The organism is Sphingopyxis sp. BSNA05, from assembly GCF_013265645.1.
GTDB lineage: Bacteria > Pseudomonadota > Alphaproteobacteria > Sphingomonadales > Sphingomonadaceae > Parasphingorhabdus.
This window is the reverse complement of sequence record NZ_PYIA01000002.1, coordinates 1-19,875: the sequence shown is the minus strand read 5'-3', so window position 1 is coordinate 19,875 and position 19,875 is coordinate 1. Positions and strand designations below refer to the sequence as shown.

The 19,875-nt window shown below is 59.8% G+C and carries 20 protein-coding genes, 1 tRNA gene and 5 pseudogenes; 16 read left to right on the top strand and 10 right to left on the bottom strand.

The window, feature by feature from the left end:
- Positions 1-9: 9 nt before the first annotated feature.
- On the bottom strand, positions 10-1,191 hold the full coding sequence (locus C8024_RS00265; RefSeq protein ID WP_173202524.1) for a CDP-glycerol glycerophosphotransferase family protein: 1,182 nt from the start codon (positions 1,189-1,191) through the stop codon (positions 10-12).
- A 214-nt stretch (positions 1,192-1,405) separates the two neighbouring features.
- On the opposite strand from C8024_RS00265, the gene C8024_RS20630 reads away from it, so the two are divergent.
- The 4 genes from C8024_RS20630 (at position 1,406) to C8024_RS00250 (ending at position 4,244) form a co-directional block, all read left to right on the top strand.
- Positions 1,406-1,936, top strand: coding sequence for an NTP transferase domain-containing protein (locus C8024_RS20630; protein WP_254305414.1), 531 nt, complete (start codon positions 1,406-1,408; stop codon positions 1,934-1,936).
- Positions 1,879-2,268 (top strand): hypothetical protein, encoded by a 390-nt coding sequence (locus C8024_RS20625; RefSeq protein ID WP_254305413.1) that lies wholly within the window; start codon positions 1,879-1,881, stop codon positions 2,266-2,268. The genes C8024_RS20630 and C8024_RS20625 overlap by 58 nt, the downstream gene beginning before the upstream one ends.
- Positions 2,269-2,688: 420 nt before the next feature.
- Positions 2,689-4,071, top strand: a complete 1,383-nt coding sequence (locus tag C8024_RS00255; RefSeq protein ID WP_173202523.1) for a winged helix-turn-helix domain-containing protein — start codon at positions 2,689-2,691, stop codon at positions 4,069-4,071.
- Positions 4,068-4,244, top strand: coding sequence for a hypothetical protein (locus C8024_RS00250; protein WP_173202522.1), 177 nt, complete (start codon positions 4,068-4,070; stop codon positions 4,242-4,244). The genes C8024_RS00255 and C8024_RS00250 overlap by 4 nt, the downstream gene beginning before the upstream one ends.
- 188 nt (positions 4,245-4,432) lie before the next feature.
- On the opposite strand, the gene C8024_RS00245 is transcribed toward C8024_RS00250, so the two are convergent.
- A tRNA-Gly gene (locus tag C8024_RS00245) sits at positions 4,433-4,507 on the bottom strand.
- Positions 4,508-4,728: 221 nt separating this feature from the next.
- On the opposite strand from C8024_RS00245, the gene C8024_RS00240 reads away from it, so the two are divergent.
- The 3 genes and pseudogenes from C8024_RS00240 (at position 4,729) to C8024_RS00230 (ending at position 6,462) form a co-directional block, all read left to right on the top strand.
- Positions 4,729-5,637 carry a tetratricopeptide repeat protein gene (locus C8024_RS00240; RefSeq protein ID WP_173202521.1) on the top strand — a complete coding sequence of 303 codons (909 nt, stop codon included), beginning with the start codon at positions 4,729-4,731 and terminating at the stop codon, positions 5,635-5,637.
- Positions 5,634-6,253, top strand: a pseudogene (locus C8024_RS00235) (LON peptidase substrate-binding domain-containing protein). The gene C8024_RS00240 and the pseudogene C8024_RS00235 overlap by 4 nt, the downstream one beginning before the upstream one ends.
- Positions 6,250-6,462, top strand: coding sequence for a Trm112 family protein (locus C8024_RS00230; RefSeq protein ID WP_173202519.1), 213 nt, complete (start codon positions 6,250-6,252; stop codon positions 6,460-6,462). Before C8024_RS00235 ends, C8024_RS00230 begins: the two are co-directional and overlap by 4 nt.
- 78 nt (positions 6,463-6,540) lie before the next feature.
- Here the strand turns inward: C8024_RS00230 and C8024_RS00225 are convergent, their stop codons facing one another.
- Positions 6,541-6,741, bottom strand: coding sequence for a hypothetical protein (locus tag C8024_RS00225; RefSeq protein WP_100092502.1), 201 nt, complete (start codon positions 6,739-6,741; stop codon positions 6,541-6,543).
- A gap of 606 nt (positions 6,742-7,347) precedes the next feature.
- On the opposite strand from C8024_RS00225, the pseudogene C8024_RS22675 reads away from it, so the two are divergent.
- The 7 genes and pseudogenes from C8024_RS22675 to C8024_RS00195 form a co-directional block, all read left to right on the top strand.
- Positions 7,348-7,473 (top strand): annotated as a pseudogene (locus C8024_RS22675) (hypothetical protein); the annotation flags it as partial.
- Between the two features lie 149 nt (positions 7,474-7,622).
- Positions 7,623-7,868 (top strand): hypothetical protein, encoded by a 246-nt coding sequence (locus tag C8024_RS20615; protein WP_254305411.1) that lies wholly within the window; start codon positions 7,623-7,625, stop codon positions 7,866-7,868.
- A 60-nt stretch (positions 7,869-7,928) separates the two neighbouring features.
- Positions 7,929-8,294, top strand: coding sequence for a hypothetical protein (locus C8024_RS00215; protein ID WP_173202517.1), 366 nt, complete (start codon positions 7,929-7,931; stop codon positions 8,292-8,294).
- Between the two features lie 54 nt (positions 8,295-8,348).
- Positions 8,349-8,993, top strand: a complete 645-nt coding sequence (locus tag C8024_RS00210) for a hypothetical protein (RefSeq protein ID WP_173202516.1) — start codon at positions 8,349-8,351, stop codon at positions 8,991-8,993.
- Complete coding sequence (locus C8024_RS00205; protein WP_173202515.1) at positions 8,959-9,348, top strand: RadC family protein; 390 nt, start codon at positions 8,959-8,961, stop codon at positions 9,346-9,348. Before C8024_RS00210 ends, C8024_RS00205 begins: the two co-directional genes overlap by 35 nt.
- A gap of 79 nt (positions 9,349-9,427) precedes the next feature.
- Positions 9,428-10,864, top strand: coding sequence for a hypothetical protein (locus C8024_RS00200; RefSeq protein WP_173202514.1), 1,437 nt, complete (start codon positions 9,428-9,430; stop codon positions 10,862-10,864).
- Entirely contained in the window at positions 10,858-11,079 is a 222-nt protein-coding gene (locus tag C8024_RS00195) for a hypothetical protein (RefSeq protein WP_173202513.1), read from the top strand. The genes C8024_RS00200 and C8024_RS00195 overlap by 7 nt, the downstream gene beginning before the upstream one ends.
- Positions 11,080-11,270: 191 nt before the next feature.
- Here C8024_RS00195 and C8024_RS00190 read toward each other — a convergent pair.
- Positions 11,271-11,887, bottom strand: a pseudogene (locus tag C8024_RS00190) (MarC family protein).
- A gap of 415 nt (positions 11,888-12,302) precedes the next feature.
- Between C8024_RS00190 and C8024_RS00185 the strand changes: the two are divergent.
- Entirely contained in the window at positions 12,303-12,518 is a 216-nt protein-coding gene (locus C8024_RS00185; protein ID WP_173202512.1) for a hypothetical protein, read from the top strand.
- Positions 12,519-12,600: 82 nt separating this feature from the next.
- On the opposite strand, the gene folD is transcribed toward C8024_RS00185, so the two are convergent.
- From folD to mutS, 6 genes and pseudogenes are all read right to left on the bottom strand, one after another.
- Positions 12,601-13,497, bottom strand: a complete 897-nt coding sequence (gene folD / locus C8024_RS00180) for a bifunctional methylenetetrahydrofolate dehydrogenase/methenyltetrahydrofolate cyclohydrolase FolD (RefSeq protein ID WP_173202511.1) — start codon at positions 13,495-13,497, stop codon at positions 12,601-12,603.
- The gene (locus C8024_RS00175; protein WP_100095371.1) at positions 13,494-13,790 is read right to left on the bottom strand and encodes a YggT family protein; all 297 of its coding nucleotides are present in this window, start codon (positions 13,788-13,790) and stop codon (positions 13,494-13,496) included. Before C8024_RS00175 ends, folD begins: the two co-directional genes overlap by 4 nt.
- A gap of 72 nt (positions 13,791-13,862) precedes the next feature.
- Positions 13,863-14,804, bottom strand: coding sequence for an acetylglutamate kinase (gene argB, locus C8024_RS00170; RefSeq protein WP_173202510.1), 942 nt, complete (start codon positions 14,802-14,804; stop codon positions 13,863-13,865).
- A 39-nt stretch (positions 14,805-14,843) separates the two neighbouring features.
- The gene (locus tag C8024_RS22670; protein WP_367947073.1) at positions 14,844-14,990 is read right to left on the bottom strand and encodes a hypothetical protein; all 147 of its coding nucleotides are present in this window, start codon (positions 14,988-14,990) and stop codon (positions 14,844-14,846) included.
- On the bottom strand, positions 14,969-15,400 hold the full coding sequence (locus tag C8024_RS00165; RefSeq protein WP_367947072.1) for a redoxin domain-containing protein: 432 nt from the start codon (positions 15,398-15,400) through the stop codon (positions 14,969-14,971). Before C8024_RS00165 ends, C8024_RS22670 begins: the two co-directional genes overlap by 22 nt.
- 4 nt (positions 15,401-15,404) lie before the next feature.
- Positions 15,405-17,983, bottom strand: a pseudogene (gene mutS, locus C8024_RS00160) (DNA mismatch repair protein MutS).
- Positions 17,984-18,207: 224 nt separating this feature from the next.
- Here mutS and C8024_RS00155 point away from each other — a divergent pair.
- Positions 18,208-19,875 (top strand): annotated as a pseudogene (locus C8024_RS00155) (phosphate acyltransferase); the annotation flags it as partial.

The window sequence follows — 19,875 nt, the reverse complement described above, 5'->3', positions numbered from 1 at the left end:
ACCGTCGCGCTACGAAAGCGCGAGAAATTCGGCGATCGCCTGCGCCGCGCGCTGCGAGGGTGCTTTGCTGTCATCCCTGTCGAACGAATAGTCGAAGGCGCGCGTCTGCGCCTCCCGAAATATATCCGGCAGTGGCGACACGGCCTTTATCGCCGGCCCGAGATCGGCGACATTATCAAGCACGGGGCCGAAATTCCAATGGTCGTAATTGGCATTGCCCTGCCAGTCGGCATCGTGGGAATTGAAGAATATCGCCGGGCGCGGCGTCCGGATAAATTCGTAAATCTGGCTGCTGACGTCCCCGATATAAATGTCTGCGGCGTTGGTGTAGCTCATGTCGACGCTGCGGCTGCTGCCGATATCGACATGGATATGGTCGAGCGCGGCGTAACGCGGATCGATATGCTGGCGTAACTTCAGCATGCGATGCTCGACCGAAGCCAGCAGCTTGCGCTGGAACAGCATGACATGCGGCGCAAATATCAGATTATAGTCCGTCTGGTTCGCGAAATGGTCGAGGATCTGCGCGCCGAAGCGGAACCAGGACGACAGCAGGGGGTCAAAATGCGGATTATAGAGGACCACCGGCTTGTCATTGTCGAACAGCTTCACTGGCGGATGGTCGGCATAAGCCTGGAATTTCGGATAGCCGACGATGCGGTGATTGTCCGGTCGGATCACGCCGGCCGCCAGCATCCGGTCGCGGGTCTTCTCTCCGGGCAGCAGCACATGGTCGAACAGGCTGATTTCCGGCGAGAATCCGATCGAGCGGTCGCCGGCCCCGTGCGGGAAGAAGATCAGCTTTGGCCGGGCCGACGGGTCGATTTTCTTGAGAAAGGTGGTCGTGGTCTCCGGCACCACCAGCGCGTCGAAATGACGGAACAATTCGGTGCTGCGCTTGAGGCTGCTCAGCCGGTTGAGCGGCACCATCCTGCCCAGCATATTCTCGGCCAGCCGGCTCCAGCGGTTCGGCCGGATCGACCAGAAGGCCGGGGTCGGCAAGGCCGGATCGAGAAATTGCCGGACGGCATCGGCCTGCCGGTCGCTGGACGTGATGATTTCCACCCGCGCGGTCGGCGCCTGTCGCTGCAGCGCCGGGATGATCGGCGCGATATGCGCGACTTGGTGCAGTTCGTCATGATTGAACAGGAAACCGATGCGCCGGGGATCAGGCGATGATTCGGAACTCATATCATTTCCATCGGCTGCCCGACCTCATCTTCTGCCACGACACAAGCGGACCCAATCCGCCGCTGACTGTCCTTGGACAGATTTTGCGGGAAAGTCTACCGGCTCGCGGTTCGGGCGCTTGCCGGACCGGGCACCGTCAAGCGCCGCTTTGCAAAAGCCGTCGGCGCGGCTACATATGGCCGGCGCAGCCGGTTTTCGCCGGTAGCGCCGGATCATGACAAGGACGCCCGTGCCCCCAGCCAGTAAACCCGATAAGTCTGCCGGTGATCTGTCTTCCGCCCGCAAACCGCTGTGGACGGCGATAATCCTGGCCGGCCAGCGCCCCGAAGGCGATCCGATGGCCGAATATTGCAACGTCCGCTACAAGGCGTTGATCCCGATCCACGGGCAGACGATGCTCGAACGCGTGACACGGACGCTGATGGCATCGCCGCATATCGGCAGGATCGTGGTGATGGCACAATCGCCTGACGACCTGAAAGCGGGGCTCGCTTCCGACCTGGCCGGACATGAGAGCATCGCCTTCGTACCGTCCAACGACGGCATCGCCACCAGCATTCACGGCGTAATCGGTAGCGACATCGCGCCCTGGCCGGTGCTGGTCACCACGGCGGACAATGCGCTGCTGACCCGCGCGATATTGGACGGTTTTTCGAGGGGCACAGCGGTCAGGATGTTGCGGTCGGCGTGGTCGAACGCCGGACCATGCTCGCCGCCTATCCCGACGCCCGCCGCACCTGGCTGAAATTTCGAGGCGGCGCCTATAGCGGCGCCAATCTCTTCGCCTTGCTCGATGATCGTGCAAAGCCGGCGGTGGCCTTCTGGTCATCGGTCGAGAAGGACCGCAAGAAGGGCTGGAAGATTTTCGCCCATTTCGGCCCCTCGTTGCTGTTGCGCGCGCTCAGCCGGACAATCGGATTCCGTCAGGCGATGGCGCAGGCCGGCGAGCGCATGGGTCTGCGAGCCGAACCGGTGATACTGACGACCGCGGAAGCCGCGATCGACGTGGACAAGCCGGAGGATCTGGCACTGGTTACGGCGATTCTCGAGCAGCGGGAGCGCTGCCCGGCAGACTGAGACAGGCACCAGGCAACGGACGGCACCCGTTGCGATGATCAGCCCTAGCCAGTCGTGCTGCCGCCGAGTTTCTGCCGAACTCCATGATATGTCTAGCCGGCCGCGAGCGCTCGCTCGCCCAGCGCTGCCGCAAATGCTGGATATTGGGCTCCACCGTCAGACTTGCCTTGCCGCCATAGATAGCGTCGACTGCCCGCTGTAGCTGCAGCAGCATCTCCTGCTTTTGCTCGTGTACCAACACGCGACTGTCAACCTCGACCCGGATGATGTCCATCGCACAGACCTCCAAAACTGGTTTTTCATATTCAATGCGATTATGAATAGCCGGAGAAATATAAGAAAACGGCGGCCAATTCTGGATTTTTCGTGGATAGTCTGGAGATTTTTCCGGACCCTGCCTAGACGAGTATCAGGGTCAATATGCAGTATAATATCGCAGAATTTCTGGTCGACGAGGGCCGATTTGAAGTTACCAGGGACGATGAGCCGGCCCCCCTGCAACCACAGGCGATGAAACTGCTGTTGCTGCTGGTGAAAGCCGATGGCAGGCTGGTGACCAAGGCGCAGATCAATGCGGTGATCTGGCTTGGCCGGTCGATATCCGAAACCGCGCTTTCGAGCCAGGTGAAGGCGCTGCGCAAGGCGTTGGGCGATACGGTGCGACCGCACAGGATCATCGGTACCGTCCATGGTGAAGGCTTCCGGATTCTCTGTGCCATCACCCGCGCCGCCAGCAAGACGAAGGTCACCAGCGAAACCCTGCCGCTGAAGAAAAGCGACGCTTCATCGAGAAGGCCCACTATCGCCATTTTGCCGTTCAGCCGGCGCGGCGATCTGTCGGGGCATGAAGCGGTGGCGACGGCCTTGCCCGATGACATGATAACCGCGCTGTCCCGCCTGCGATGGGTCCGGGTGATCGCGCGCGGATCCTGTTTCCGCTTTCCGTCCTTCGAATCCAGTCCCGGCGAAATCGGCCAGTCCCTGAAAGTCGAATATTGCCTGTCCGGAATGATCGAAATCAAGTCCGGCCAGTTGGTGATCCTGGTCGAACTTGCCGACACCCATGACAATTCGGTCATCTGGACCGACCAGCTCACCACGCTGGTCGAGGCGTTGCATGAGGTGCGGGCGGAGACCGTAGCCCGCATCGCAGCCACTCTCGAAGGCCGCCTCACCCAGCATGAAATCGAGAAAATGCGGCTCAATACGCCGGCCGAAATCTCGCCGTGGGAGGAGTTCCATCTCGGCCTGTCACAGGCATTTCATCATGATCGCCCGGATTACGGCCAGGCGGAAATCCATTTCAGGCGCGCGATTGAGGGCGACGCCACCTTTGCCCGCGCGCATGCCGGACTGGCGCAGATTCAATATTGGAAATTGTTCCAGAAGCTGGTTGATGACGAACGGCCGGTCGCGGCGCTGATGTGCCGGGAAGCCAAGACCGCTCTCGATCTCGACCCGTTCGACCCGTTTTGCCATCTTATCCGGGCCCGGTCGCACTTGATCCTGCACGAGATTGACACCGGAATGATGCATCTGGAGACGGCCAAGTCGCTGGCGCCCAGCTTTGCGCTTGCCTATTCCGGCCTGGCGAGCATCCAGGCGATGTCCGGCCAGCCGGAACGGGCTCTGGAGAATATGGGGATCGCGATGCGTCTCAGCCCGCAGGACCCTGGAAAGTGCATATGCAGACGGTCATGGTCGCGGCCTATAATGCGCTGGGCCAATATGACGAAGCCGTGGTCTGGGCACGAAAAATTCTCGAATCACCGCAGCGGACGCTGCAGATTGTCGCCGGCATGATGGTCACCATGCACCATGGCGGCCACAGCGAGGAAGCCCGCAAACTGGCGCAGGAGTTCAAACACCGTTTTCCCGGCAAGAACCGCGACACTTTCATCCGCTCTTATCCGGTGATCAGCGATAAGCAGATAAAACTCACCGAGGAGGGATTCGCGGCCCTGGGCATTGACTAGGATATTTGGACGAGCCCGTTTTACCTGGTTCCGGAAGTTTTCCGGATAACAATCCGCCGGATTACCATTTTTTGAATGGGAAACTCGCAGGGCAATTGCGCTACGGGAGATTTGGGTGACCCACCCTCCCTTGCGGTCGGGAGTTTTTCGGGCAAACATGCGCCGCATGTTCGCTTTTACCGGAAAACTGGAGCGGGCGAAGAGATTCGAACTCTCGACCCCAACCTTGGCAAGGTTGTGCTCTACCCCTGAGCTACGCCCGCTCGGCGTTGCTGCGACACTCGGGTAATCACTTGGTCAGCAGCAGTTGAGGCGCGCGGTTAGCATGGGTTTTTATACCCCGCAAGCCCCAATCACACACTGGTTCGCTACAAATGCAAAAATATCCTTGGCATTAACGTCCCGCACCCCACATAAAGCGCACAAGTTAAACGATTTGGGCGCGAGTCCGGGCATTGGTCCCGCGCTATAACAGGAGCATGATGTGGCAACAGCAGGACTGACGGTTGAAGAACAGAAAGCGGTAGAGGTCTTCCAGCGCGAGGTCGTGACGCCGAGCATGGACAAGCTGGTGATTCTCGATTTCTGGGCAGAATGGTGCGGCCCCTGCAAGGCGCTGACGCCGATGCTGGAGAAAGTCGCCGCCGCTTATGCCGACAAGGGCGTGGTGCTGGCCAAGATCAATGTTGACGAGAATAAATTCATTGCCGCGCAATTCCAGGTGCAGTCGATTCCGACCGTTTACGCGATTTTCCAGGGCAAGCCGGTGGCCGACCTGACCAGCGCCCGCTCGGAAAGCCAGCTGACCGGCGCACTGGACCAGCTGCTCGGACAATTACCGGTCGGCGGCGGCGAAGAGCCGAAACAGGATATCGCGCCCCTGCTCGCCATGGGTGAGGAAGTACTGGCCGAAGGCGACGCCGAGCGCGCCGCCGGGGTTTTCGCGCAGATCGCCGACATGGCACCCGACAATGTCGAAGCGGTCGGCGGACTGATTCGCGCGCTGGTCGCCGCTGACCATATAGAGCAGGCGGAAGCCGCGCTCGCCGGACTGCCGGAAGAATTGCGCAGCGACCCGGCGATCGAGCGGGCGCAGACGACGCTGCAACTGGCAAAAGACAAGCCCGACGAAGGCGCTCTGGAAGCGCTGGAGGCTGCCGTGGCCGCCAATGACAAGGACCACCAGGCCCGATTCGACCTTGCCAGTGCGCTGATCGCCACCGGCGACCATGACGCGGCGGCAGAGCATCTGCTGACCATCATCGCCGCAGACAAGGACTGGAACGAAGGCGCCGCGCGGCAGAAACTGCTGTCCCTGTTCGAAATGGTCGGCCTTGAGGATGAATGGGTTGCGGCAACCCGCCGCAAGCTCAGCGCCGTGCTGTTCGGATGAGCGAAACCAAAAGGCTCTCGATTTTCCCGCTGGCCGGGGCGCTATTGTTTCCCGGCATGCATCTGCCTCTGCACATATTCGAGGAACGCTACCGCGCGCTTATCAATGATGCGATGGCGCGGGACCGGCAGATCGGCATGATCCAGCCCAAGGAAGCCGGCAATCACCCTGCCCTGTTCAACGTCGGCTGCCTCGGCAAGATTATCGATATCGAGGCGCTCGACGACGGACGGTTCAACGTCGTTCTGGAAGGCGTCGCCCGTTTCCGGATTGTCGAAGAGATCGATGCGTCCACGGCATTCCGCCAGGTCCGGGCGGAAATCGAGGATGATCTGGAAAAGGACGAGGTGCTGGCCAGCGCCGAACGCGCCGCGCTCGAGATCGAATCACGCAAATTTGCCGAGCTCCAGGGCTATCAGGTGGACTGGGACAGCATCGGCCGGCTCGACGACATGGCGTTCGTAAACGGCATTGCCCAGATCGCACCTTTCGATGCGGCCTCAAAACAGGCCCTGCTCGAAGTGGACGGACTGGCGAATCGGGCCGAACTGATCATCCAGCTGTTGCAGTTTTCGGACGCCAGGACGGCGATGATGACCGGGTCACGTTGCAATGAGTGATCGGGCGGGACAGAGCCAGCCCGCTGGCACCGGAATTCGGAGTATTGATCCGGAATTGCTGAAGATACTCGTCTGTCCGGTGACCCGGACGGCGCTCGTGCATGATGCAGAGGCGGGCGAGCTGATCAGCGAGGCGGCCGGGCTGGCCTATCCGATTCGCGACGGTATCCCGGTCATGCTGGTGGAGGAAGCGCGTAGATTCTGAATGCAGCTGGATAGCCGCGGTTCGATATATAACCGAAGATTTGTTTCCAAGAGATTTCGCGCGGAACGCGCCCGGGCGTCAGCCCTGTTTGCTGTACAGGTCCAGAGGGACGGCCTCGACACTGGAGGTCATTGCATTATGATCGCCTTCCGCCGCGCTGACGGGGACGAGAGCGATCGCAAGAGCCACGGCAGATAAGAGAGATCCCCAGGTCACCAGATTCCCGAGAAATAGCTCTTTCTCTCTCTTGCTCAGCGCCCTGCGTTGGAACTTAATCATAACGTTTACAATCTTTACACTACTCTAAACTACCAAACGCCACCCAAAACATTGGTTCCATCATGAACCGAAAAATCATCTCCGGGTTGATCCAATCATGGGAGGCGATGGATCAACCCGGATTTGAAAGTCCGAAAAAGCATAGCGGGTGCAATAGCTTCTTCCAAACTGGCTCGGAAACCCATTGCAGCGAAGAAATATTGACCAGAATATTCCTTTCGCTCCAAACGACGCCCTTCCAGCAGCGGGCAGATCGGAATTCCGGAAACCGGAATCGTCGTGCAGCCGTTCCAAGTCAGGTCGTCGCCAAGGGCTTCTTGCCGAACAGGTAGGAATATGGGGGGCTCGCAGGATATGCATGAGTTTCAACCCGTGTCACCGGTCGCGTGGATGTAACAAGTTAATGTTACCCTCGGCCAACCGGCAGGAATCCGACGGAGTTAATTGTAAATTATCGAATTTCATTTACGCTTTGTAGCGGTAACAGAGAATTTTACCCCTTCTTAACCTGATGAAATATATTTGTTACCCAATGAGATCGGACAGTTAGCAAACAAGTGGACCATTCTTTTTGCCAAATGATCGCCCCTGACATAAGATTGACATATGACCATAGCCCGTTGCGATAATCTGAACGAGAAAGAGAAGCAGGTTCTTCACCTGCTTTTGCTCGGCCATGACGCGAAAACCGCGGCCCAGGAGGTCGGCGTAACCCCCAATGTCATAAACGAACGCCTGCGGTCTGCACGGCAAAAGCTGCAAGTGACCAGCAGCAAGGCGGCGGCCCGGATGCTTGCCGATCACGAAGGTCTGGCACCCAAATTTTTGTACCCAAGAATATTGGGATTGTGCAAAAGCCGCATTCCGACGCAGTTTATCCCTTGCCTGGACAACAGGCAGCGTCACCGGACCGGGTCAGGGAAGTGCAATCGGCTTATCAGTCTTATTCCACTTTGTCAGGCTCGCTGCTCTCGGTGCCGTTCCGCAAGCAGGGAGAAACTGGTAACGATCTGAGCAAGGGAGCGCGAATCTGGGCAATTGCCGACTTGTCGGTCAAACTCGCCTTTGCATTTGCCTTCGTCTGCCTCGCCGCAATAGTCGTGAGCAGGTTGCTGGGTTCGAACTAATCTCTGCATGTTTTGTCACTAGTAAGCGCCGGCCTCCCCCGGCGTCCGGAGAGTTACATGTTGAAGCAACGTATTGAAGCCGCCCGCCCCATCGCCACAAAAATCCATGAGGTCGAGAAATCCCTCAATCTGACCATGGTCCAGATGGGAGAATTGATGAGCAGTATCGCCGCTGCCCGCATGGCCCCCGGAACGCGTTTTTCGTTGACTGCAGGAATGGATGCTTCGGAAAAGCTGATCGCCGCTGCAGCGAGAACGGCCCGGTGCTACCGCGACGTGGTAGATGCACATGGGCATCTTGTCGCGGATCGTGAAGAAGCCGGATTGCGCACTGTCAGTTGGGGCGATTTTGCCGAATGCCCGCCGAACCCTACATCGGGCAGCGCCGAGACATCAGCTCCGCTCCGCATTGTCGAAAACGCCTGAAAAATACAGGCAAATCTTGACCGCACCAAGATTATTTGGTCCGGTTGAGAGATAATGGGCCGGATCGAATTCTTCTTCTCCCTCTTGGCGGTCGTCTGTATTTATTCGACAGTCAAAGGTGGGCAGCCCGAAAGAAGGGCCGTGATTGTCTTCATCGTCGGTGTGGCATTGTCGATGATCGCGGCCGCCCTTTCAAACCTCCGATTCTCGCAGCCCGAAATCGGTATTTTGATTAGTGATATGGCAATGTTGGCCGCCTTCATTGGACTGGCCTTGTATGCAGAAAGATACTGGACGTTATGGCTATGTTCCATGCAGGTAATTCAAGTGCTCTCTCATATTCCCCTGATGATTATTCCGGAACTTCTTCCGCAAGCGTATTACGTAATAGTGGCTTTCTGGGCCTATCCGATGCTGATTGTTCTGGCGATGGGCACTTACCGTCATCAGCAACGTCTTCGGCGGTACGGGGTCGACAGATCCTGGAGCGACTTTTCCAACTTGCAAAATAGACAATGCATCTGCGGTCGCCGCAGCCCTGATTGCCGAATTCGGCTCTATCGGGGCGGTCCTGCATTCCGAATCCCGGCCCGCCAAAAGCGCGCCTGCCCAGGCCATAATATCGCTGGTGCGCGAGGCGATGCTCGTGTCTTCCAGGGACAAGATGCTGGACCGCATTTGCCTGTCCAAGGCCGATGACGTGATCGAATATCTGATTGTCGCCATGGCGCGCCTTCCAGTGGAGGAAGTGCGGGTATTGTTTCTGGACAGCAAGAACCGGCTGATCTGTGATGAAGTCGTCAGCAGAGGCACGATTTCCGAAGCCCCCATCTATCCCCGGGAAATCTTGAAACGGGCGCTCGCCGTCGACGCATCGGCGCTGATCCTCGCGCATAACCATCCGTCGGGCGATCCGGACCCCAGCGAAGGCGACATCGACGCGACCCGCAGGCTGCTGAAGGCAGCAAAGGAACTCGGGCTGACCGTGCACGATCATATCATCGTTGGCAGCGAAGGCTGGATCAGCCTGCGCGACTGGGTATCGTTCCAGTGAAATTTCGATCTGTAAATATAAGTATCGTGCAGTTTCCGGCAGTATCTGATAGTATTGCAAACAAAGGGAGACCGGGATAATGGCCTCACCAATTTCCGATGAGCAACGCGCGAGGCTGCTCCGCGCGGAAACCCACACTTTGCTGCAATCACCGGATTTCATCCGTTCACCGGTCATGTCGCAACTGTTGAGCTATCTGGTCGAAGAGGCGATTTCCAATCCTGGCAATCCGCCGAAAGCCTATCAGGTCGCCGTGGACGGACTCGGCCGCACCGAGGATTTTGACGTTCAGGCCGACAGCTATCCCCGCGTTCAGGTCGGCCGGCTGCGCAAGATGCTCGGCACATATTATAATGCGCATCACAGCGCGACACGCCTGCACATCCCGATCGGCCATTATGCCGTTGAGATTGCAACCGACGATCATACGGTGCGAGCCGAGCAGAATAACGCCGCACCGGAGGCCGGACCCGGCGACGCCGATCGCGATAGCCCGCCGCCGGTCGATCCCGTTCGCGATCGCTGGTTCAACAACCGGCTGACTCTCATCGGCTTGTCGGCCATATTGCTGATCGCTGCGGCCGGCCTGATCTGGTTGATGAACTCGTCCAACCCGGACGCCTCGGGCCCCGCGATGACATCGGATAACGAGACTTTGCCCCCGAAAATCTATATTGCCGCGTCACCGGCCGAGGCCGGCGTTGTCGGCAGCGACATGTCTGTCGAGATCCAGCAGTTTTTCGAAGACGCCTTTGCCCGTTCCTCGCAAGTGCGGCTGGCGGCGGCCGGCGGCCCGGACATTGCCTCGGTAAAGGGACAGAATGCATATCTGTTCGAAAGCAAGATCGTTGCCGGGCCGAGCGGTCCGGAGATAAAATTCCTGCTGACCTCGTTGATCCAGAACGAGACCATCTGGTCAGCGACGATCGCACTGCCGGATTCTCCGGCGGACTATCCCGAAAAGCTCGGTCCGATATCGAGCCGGATCACCAGCATTTACGGATTGATCGCGACCGACCAGCGCAAACGTCTGCCGGACAATGCCATGATCGGCTATCCCTGCCTGCTCCGGTTCGAAAGCTATCGGGCCAACCGCGACCCCGACCAATTGCCGGTGGTCGAGTCCTGCATCGAGAAATCGCTAGTGGCAGATCCTTTTGACAGCCAGATTCTCGCCGCGGCCTCGTTCATTTCCTTTTGCGCAAAGAGGCGACGGGCCGGGACCCCAATCCCGAGCAAGGGCTGGAATATGCCCGCCGGGCGATGGTTCGCGGTCGCGAAAATGCATCGGCAAATTTCGCGCTGGCCAGGTCGAGCTTTTTCAACGGCAATTGCATTCGGGGAAAGGAATTCGCAGAAAAGGCCGCGGCACTGGACCCGTATGAAGCAACGATTCAGGCCCAGACCGGGGCCTTCCTGTTCGCGTGCGGCGACCCTGACGGAACCCAGTATCTTAGACGGGCGATCGCGCTCGATCCTCGCGGGTCACTGGTTGCGGAAACCGCTCTGGTGCTGACCCTGATGGCAGAGGGCAAGGACAGGCAGGCGCTGGAAGTCGCAGAGAGAATCATCCCGTCGAGCACCGGCGTCGGACCCTATTATGATATCGCCATGGCCATGGTTTATGCGAAAACGGTCGGATCGAGGATTCGCGGGAATCGTGGGACCGGCTGGTTGCCACCTATGGCAACGCAAGTGACGAAAGCCAAGAGCAATTGCTCAAGCGCCTGATCACCAATCCGATACTGGCCGAACGCGCCTTTCAGGTATTGCTGCAGGCCGGTGTGATCAACCAGTGACCGGGAAGCCCACGCATCATCGAGCGCGCTTCCCGGCAGACAGCCCGGCAAGAACGACTTGGGAGCCGTCGGCAATAGGAAATACCGGATGAACGGCTGGCCACGGGATGCGTGAAACAACCGTCAGAAACTGGCGTTCAGCCCGTCGACCACAAATTGCACGGCGAGCGCGCCGAGCAGCACACCAAGCACCCGGGTGATCACCGCCTCGACCTTGTTGCCCAATATCCGCATCAATGGTCCGGCCGCGATCAGTCCGAAAAGCGTCAGCAACAGCACCGAGCCGAGGGCGCCAAGAATGACCAGCGCATTGTCGATGCCGTCGTGCTGGGATGTCAGCAGCATCACTGCGGCAATTGATCCCGGTCCGGCGATCATCGGCATGGCCATGGGGAAGATCGAGACATCCTCGATCTCGGGCTGCTCGATAATCTCCTGCGCCCGGTCCTCGCGCCGTTCGGTGCGTTTCTCGAACACCATTTCCAGCGCGATCAGGAACAGCATGATGCCGCCGGCGATACGGAAACTGTCGAGACTGATGCCGAGCGCGCTCAGCATCTGCTCGCCGAACAGGGCGAAAACCAACAATATGATCGCGGCAACGAATATGGCGCGGATGGCCATGACACGGCGGTCGCGCGGTGGCGCGCTGCTGGTCAAGCTGGCGTAGATCGGTGCGCAGCCGGGCGGATCGATCACCACGAAAAAGTGATGAAGGCGGAGATGAAGAGTTCGATCATGATGCCGGTGCGTCGACCTTATATTCATGCACGCGCTTGAAGCTGCCGTCATCCTCAGCAAGGTCGACAAAACGATGCGCCCGCCGCCATCAACAGACGACGCGTTCCAGATCAGGCTGCCATCGGCGGATGCCCCGCCCCTGCCTCTGTCTGATGGCCCTGCAGGCGGAAAGGCTGCGGCAGTCCCCGCTTTGCACGAAGCGACCTCGGTTTCGACATAGTCGGGCTCCGCCAGCGGCGCAGCCAGCGGTACGCCATCATCGAATATCCATTTCCATTCCACATCCTTGCCCGGCTTGCGATTGCCGAAATTTTCCTGATGCCAGATGGTGGTAAAATGGCCGGTGGCTCCGCTCGCGCTTTGCCAGGCGCCGGTGGATACACCGATGCTGCCGTCGCAGGACATGTAGATTTTATGCGGCTGCCAGGTGACGGCTTGCGCCGGATCGGCCTTGCCCTTCAGCCATTGCTGCGCATTGACCAGATCGGGGGTGAACATGATCGCCTCGTCGGCGGCGGTGTCGCGAAATGCCGTCCACTGGCCCTTTTCCTGCGCCAGCCTGGCAAAGGACAGCTCCGCCTTGACGATGGCGCTGGGATTGCGACCGGCTTTCCAATGACCCGGTTGTAACGTTCCCGGTCGTTGAGACGCCCGCCGCCGCTGGCACAGCTCGAAAGCATCAGTGCAATTCCGATCGCGGCAAACAGGCGCATTACAGACCCTCCGGTTTCTCCAGTCCGGCGCGCGCGGATGCGGCGACCAGCGTATTGCGCAATAGCACTGCAATGGTCATCGGGCCAACCCCTCCCGGTACCGGGGTAATGGCCCGGACATGATCCATGGCTTCGGCGGTGGCGACATCGCCAACCAGACGCCCCTTGTCCTTGCCCGGTTCCGGGGCGAGCCGGTTGATACCGACATCGATAACCACGGCGCCGTCTTTCAGCCAGTCACCCTTGACCATCTCGGCCCGGCCGACGGCAGCCACGACAATATCGGCGCGGCGGACGACGTCGGGAAGGTCCCGGGTCCGGCTATGCGCCATGGTGACGGTGCAATTTTCACCAAGCAGCAGCTGCGCCATCGGCTTGCCGACCAATATCGAGCGGCCAACGACCACGGCGTCCAGCCCGGTGAGGTCGCCCAATGTATCTTTCAGCAGCATGAGACTGCCGAGCGGTGTGCACGGGATCATCGCGTCCTCGCCATTGGCCAGCCGGCCGGCGTTGATCACATGCAGGCCGTCGACATCCTTGTCCGGATCGATCGCCATGACCACGGCTTTTTCATCGAGACCTTCGGGCAGCGGCAATTGCACCAATATGCCGTCCACGGTGTCATCGGCGTTCAGCTGCTCGACCAGTGCGATCAGGTCGTCCTGGGCGACATTGGCGGGCAGACGGTGTTCGAAACTTTCCATGCCGGCGGCGATGGTCGCCTTGTGCTTGGAGGCAACATAGACCTGGCTGGCGGGGTCCTCGCCGACCAGCACCACGGCCAGTCCCGGTGCGCGCCCTGCCTGTTTCACAAAGGCGGGTACGGCCTCCCTGATCCGTTCACGCAGGCCGGCGGCGAAAGCCTTGCCGTCAATGATCTGTGCTGCGGTCAACCGAGCAGAGCCTGGGCTATCGGGGGCAGGATTGCATCCTGCAATATGATGATACCGATGATCACAACCATCGGGGTCAGATCAATGGCTCCGAAGTCCGGCATGATCCGCCGGATCGGCCGGTAGATCGGCGCGGTCAGCGCATCGAGCGTGGTCCAGATCGCCCGGGCGATATCATTTTGCAGATTGATCACATTGAACGCGAGCAGCCAGCTCATGATCGCCTGCACGATGATGACGGTTATCGCCACGTTGAGCAGGATGGAGATGATTTGAAGAATTGCGAATGCCATGGCGGCCCCTTTATCGATAATCTGGTAGAGCGGCCAGTGATTTGTCACGGATTCCGCCAGAAAATTGCTGTATCACATATATAGGACAGCGAGCGGTTTAATCAACCGTATCGAAATCATCCCGCACCAGTGTACCCGCGCCCTGCTGGTGAAGATTTCCAGCAGCATCGCGTGCGGAATCCGGCCATCGAGGATAACCGCCGCATCGACGCCTTCCTGAACCGCTTTCACACAGGTCTCGAGCTTTGGAATCATGCCGCCGGTGATGGTGCCTTCATCCACCAGAGCCTGGATCTTGGTCGGGTCGAGATCGGTCAGCAATTCGCCCTGCTTGTCGAGCACGCCCGGGACGTCGGTCAGCAGGAACAGCCGCGCTGCGCGCAGAGCCGAGGCCACGGCTCCGGCCATGGTGTCGGCGTTGATATTATAGGTTGCGCCATCGTCACCCACGCCGATTGGCGCGATGACCGGGATCATCCCGGCAGCGGAAATCCGGTCGACCACGCTGCGATCCACTCTTCTGGGCTCGCCGACATAGCCGAGATCGATGATCCGTTCGATATTGCTGTCCGGATCGCGATTGGTGCGGCGCAGCTTGGACGCCTTGACAAAACCGCCGTCCTTGCCGGAAATGCCGATGGCGCTGCCGCCGGCCTGGCCGATCCAGCTGACCAGTTCCTTGTTGATCGCGCCGGAGAGTACCATTTCCGCGATTTCCGCGGTTTCCTTCGTGGTAACCCGCAGCCCGTCGACAAATTCGCTCTCGACGCCGACCCGTGCCAGCATCGCACCGATTTGCGGTCCGCCGCCGTGCACGACCACCGGGTTGATCCCGACCGCCTTGAGCAGCACGATATCCTGCGCGAAATTGCGCGCCAGCGTAGCATCGCCCATGGCATGGCCGCCATATTTGACGACAAAGGTCTTGCCCGCATAGCGTTGCAGATAAGGCAAGGCATCGGTGAGCGTTTCCGCTTTTGCGAGCATGGCGGGATCGGGTGCGTGATCGGTCATGGGCATCTTTCAGTCTAGCCTTGCGGCAAATGCAAGTATTTAATCGGCTTTGGCCAGTGCTTTGACTATTTCCAGCGTGCCGGCAACATGGCCGTGCGGCTTTGTCGCGCTGTGGACAAAGGCGATTTTGCCCTGCTGGTCGATGACATAGCTCGTCCGGTTGGTCATTGCGAGCCCCGGTGCCATGCGGACCTGATAGCCGTTGATGATCTGGTCATCGGCGCGGGCAACCGCAAACTTGTTGCGGCATTCGGAGATGGAGAATTTTTCAAACCCTCGATATCATCGCCGGACATCCCGATCACGGTAGCCCCCGCAGCGTTGAATTCGGCTGTGGCTTCGGCGAACATATTGGCTTCGATCGTGCAGCCCTCGGTAAAGACCTTGGGAAAGAAATAAAGCACCACCGGACCGTCTTTCAGCTTTTCGGACAGCGAAAATTGGAATTCCTCGCCGGCCAGCGCACCGGTCGTCGTGAAATCCGGGGCCGTAACACCGATCTCAAGCGGCTCGGCATTGGCGCTGCGCGTGTTGTAGACGAAGGCTCCGCCGCCGATAATCGCCACGGCCAACAAGATCACGATCCACTTTTTCATTTCATCATTCCTGTTCGAGCTGCGCCTTCAGGGCGTAAAGCTGGTCGAGCGCCTCGCGCGGGGACAGCGCGTCTACGTCTATCGCACCCAGCGCCTCCCGCAAACCGTCGGATTTTTCTTCTCCTTCCGCGAGGCTCGCGGCGAAAAGCGGCAAATCGCCAAGACCGGCGGCCAGTCCGCCGGTTTCTGCCTTGCCGGCCTCCAGCTTGTCGAGCACCGCCTTGGCGCGGTTGAGCACCGGTTTGGGGATGCCCGCGAGCTTCGCCACCGCCAGGCCATAGCTTCTGTCCGCCGGGCCTTTCGCCAGTTCGTGCAGCAGCACCAGATCGCCCTTCCACTCACGCGCGCGCACATGGTGCAGCGACAGCGCGTCGAGCCGGTCGGCCAGCCGGGTCAGTTCATGATAATGGGTGGCAAACAGGCAGCGGCAGCGATTGGTTTCGTGCACCGCCTCGACCACAGCCCAAGCCAGCGCCAGCCCGTCATAGGTCGAGGTGCCCCTGCCCACCTCGTCGAGTATGACGAAGCTTTTCTCGGTCGCCTGCGACAGGATTGCGGCGGTTTCGACCATTTCGACCATGAAGGTCGAGCGGCCCTGCGCCAGATTGTCCGAAGCCCCGACGCGGCTGAACAGCCGGTCGACAAGGCTGAGCTTCGCGGACGCTGCCGGAACGAAACCGCCAGCTTGAGCAAGAATCACGATCAGCGCATTTTGCCGGAGGAAGGTTGATTTACCGCCCATATTGGGACCGGAAACCAGCCACAGACGCTCGTCATTGGCAAGCGCACAATCATTGGCGACAAAGGCCTCGCCCTTGGCCAACAGCGCCGCTTCCACCACCGGATGGCGGCCAGCCTGAATATCGAGCATATTGCCATCGACAAATTCGGGGCGGCACCACTGCCCCTCGGCGGCGCGTTCGGCGAGCGCGGCGGAGACATCGATCCGGGCCAGCGCGTCGGCGCTTTCGCCAATTTCCTGCTTGCGGGCCAGCACCCTGCCGACCAGTTCTTCGAAATGCGCGGCCTCGGCGGCCAACGCATGGGCTCCGGCCTGCGACACGCGCACCGCCTCTTCGTGCAGGTCCGTCGAGTTGAAGCGCACCACCCCGGCGAGCGTCTGGCGATGGGTGAAACCCGAATTTTCAGCCATCAGGCTGTCGCCATGGCGGGCGGGCACCTCGATAAAATAGCCGAGCACGGCATTATGCTTGATCTTCAGTGTGTTGATGCCCGTCGCCTCGCGATAGCGTGCTTCGAGCGTGGCAATCGCCTGGCGACCGTCGGAACCGGCGCTGCGCAACTCATCCAGCGCGGGATCGAACCCCGTCGCAATATAGCCACCATTGGCCATTTCGGTCGGCGGCGTCTCGACCAGCGCTTGTTCCAGCAGGTCGACCAATGCGCCATGGCCGTCGAGCGCGGGCAGGATATTGTCGAGCAATTCCGGCAGACCCGCCACCAGCGCCAGCCGCTCGCGCAACACCCGCGCGCCGGCAAGGCCATCGCGAATCTGCCCGAGATCGCGCGGACTGCCCCGGCCGGCCGACACACGGCCAAGCGCCCGGCCGATATCGGGTAGCGCCTTCAACTCGGTGCGGACATCGTCGCGGATCGCCGACCCGTCGTGGAACCATTGCACCAGCCCAAGCCTCCGGTTGATCGGCTGTTCGGCAAAAGGGGCGCGGACAGATCGCGCGCCAGCAAGCGGGCCCCGGCGGGGGTAACCGTCCGGTCAATCGCGTGGAGCAGACTGCCCTCGCGTCCGCCGGCCAGCGTCCGGTCAATCTCCAGACTCGCCCGGGTTGGTCCATCGATCGAGAGAAACTCCCGCGTTTCGCGCCGTTTCGGCGGATGCAGATAGGGAGCATGGCCTTGCGACACATGGTTGACATAGGCGACCAGACCGCCGGCGGTGGCCAGTTCGGCCCGCGAAAACTCGCCCATTCCGTCCAGCGTCGCCACACCGAAATGCTCGCGCAGCCGTTTTTCCGCCCGGCCGCTGTCAAAATTGTCTTTGGCCCAGCCGGTTGCCTTGTGCAGCCGCGGCAGTAATGATGGAGGACAGATGATTTCCGATGGCGCGATCCGCGCCAGTTCGGCATCGAGCGCATCGTCAGAAATCGTCGCCAGTTCGAAATTGCCGGTCGAAATATCTGCCGCGGCGAGTCCGATCTCGCCCTGCACCTCGGCCAGCGCCACCAGCATATTGTCGCTGCGCGCATCGAGCAGATTATCTTCGGTCAGGGTGCCTGCGGTCACATAGCGGATGATGTCCCGCGCGACCAAGGCCTTGTAGCCGCCGCGCGCTTTGGCCTCGGCCGGGGTTTCTGTCTGTTCGGCGATCGCCACCTTGAACCCGGACCGGATCAGCTTCGCCAGATAGCCTTCCGCCGAATGTACGGGTACGCCGCACATGGGAATGGAATCCCCGGCATTTTTACCGCGCGAGGTCAGCGCGATATCCAGCGCTGCCGCAGCCAGCTTTGCATCCTCGTAAAACAGCTCGAAAAAGTCGCCCATCCGGTAGAAAAGCAGACAATCGCCGGCCTTTTCCTTCAGACCGAAATATTGCTCCATCATCGGCGTGACCTTGGCCCCTTTCGGCGCGCTGTCTTTTGCCTTATTTTCTGCTTTGTCCCGAGTCTGGATTGCCATGGGCCTGCGATAGCGGACTGCGGCTGGACATAAAAGAGTAGCGATCGCATCCTATTGATTTTTACTTGATATTGCGGCTCAGGGACAAAAAGAGTAGGTCCCGAGCGGAACCTGAACGTTCGATCGGCACAATCGCGCCGACCACAGCTATGCGGAGACAAAATTTGGCCGACCAGAACGATAATGATCTAGAATTTTCCGAACGGGAAGCTCTGCTGTTTCACTCCCACGGTCGCCCAGGGAAAATCGAGATCATTGCCTCCAAGCCGATGGCGACCCAGCGCGATCTCAGCCTCGCCTATTCGCCCGGTGTTGCCGTTCCGGTCCGTGCCATCGCCGAAGACCCCTCAAAGGCCTACGATTATACCGCCAAAGGCAATCTGGTCGCAGTCATTTCCAACGGCACCGCAATTCTTGGCCTCGGCAATCTCGGCGCGCTGGCTGCCAAGCCCGTGATGGAAGGCAAGGCCGTCCTGTTCAAGCGCTTCGCCGATGTCGATTCGATCGATCTGGAGCTCGACACCGAGGACGCAGACGCATTTATCAATGCCGTCCAGCTCATGGAACCCAGCTTTGGCGGCATCAATCTGGAAGATATTGCCGCGCCTGACTGTTTCATCATCGAGCAGACTTTGCGCGACCGGATGAATATTCCGGTGTTCCACGATGACCAGCACGGCACCGCGATCATCGCCGCCGCCGGGCTCATCAACGCCTGCCTGCTGACCGATCGCAAGATCGAGGATATCAAGGTTGTCGTCAATGGCGCGGGCGCCGCTGCCATCGCCTGTGCATCGCTGATCAAGAGCCTCGGCGTACCGCATGACAATCTGACCATGTGTGACAGGACCGGTGTGATCTATCGCGGTCGCGACGATGTCGACCAGTGGAAATCCGCCCATGCGATCGATACCGATGACAGGACGCTGACCGACGCGCTGTCCGGTGCCGACGTTTTCCTCGGCCTGTCCGCAGCCGGAGCCCTGAAGCCGGAAATGGTCAAGGATATGGCGCCGCAGCCAATCATCTTCGCCATGGCCAATCCCGATCCGGAAATCACCCCGCCCGATGCCAAGGCCGCGCGTCCCGACGCGATTATCGCCACCGGGCGTCCGACTATCCCAACCAGGTCAATAATGTCATCGGCTTCCCCTTCATCTTCCGTGGGGCGCTGGATGTCCGCGCGACCCGGATCAACGAGGAAATGAAAGTGGCGGCAGCGCATGCGATTGCCGAGCTGGCGCGCGAGCAGGTTCCGGAAGAAGTGGCGGCCGCTTATGGCGGAAAAGCACCGAGCTTTGGCGTCGAATATATCATTCCGGCACCTTTTGACCCGCGCCTGATGGACGTGGTGTCCGCCGCCGTGGCCAAAGCGGCCATGGATAGCGGTGTGGCCCAGAAGCCGATCGAGGATCTCGACGCCTACCGGCAGAGCCTGAAGGCGCGACTCAATCCGACCACATCGGTTCTTACCCAGGCTTACGAAGCCTGCCGCCTGTCGCCGAAACGCGTCATATTCGCCGAAGCCGAAGAAGCCGTTGTATTGCGGGCCGCGATCCAGTTCCGCGATGGCGGTTATGGCACGCCGGTTCTTGTCGGCCGCGATGATCGTGTTCGCCAACAGCTTATCGAACTGGGCGTCAGCGATCCGGACAGTTTCGAGGTCCATAACAGCCGCAACAGTCCGCTGGTTCCCGACATGGTGAACATGCTGTATGAACGTCTCCACCGGCGCGGATTCATGGAACGCGATATCAAGCGCATGGTCAACCAGGACCGGAATATTTTCGGCTCCGCGCTGCTCGCGATGGATCAGG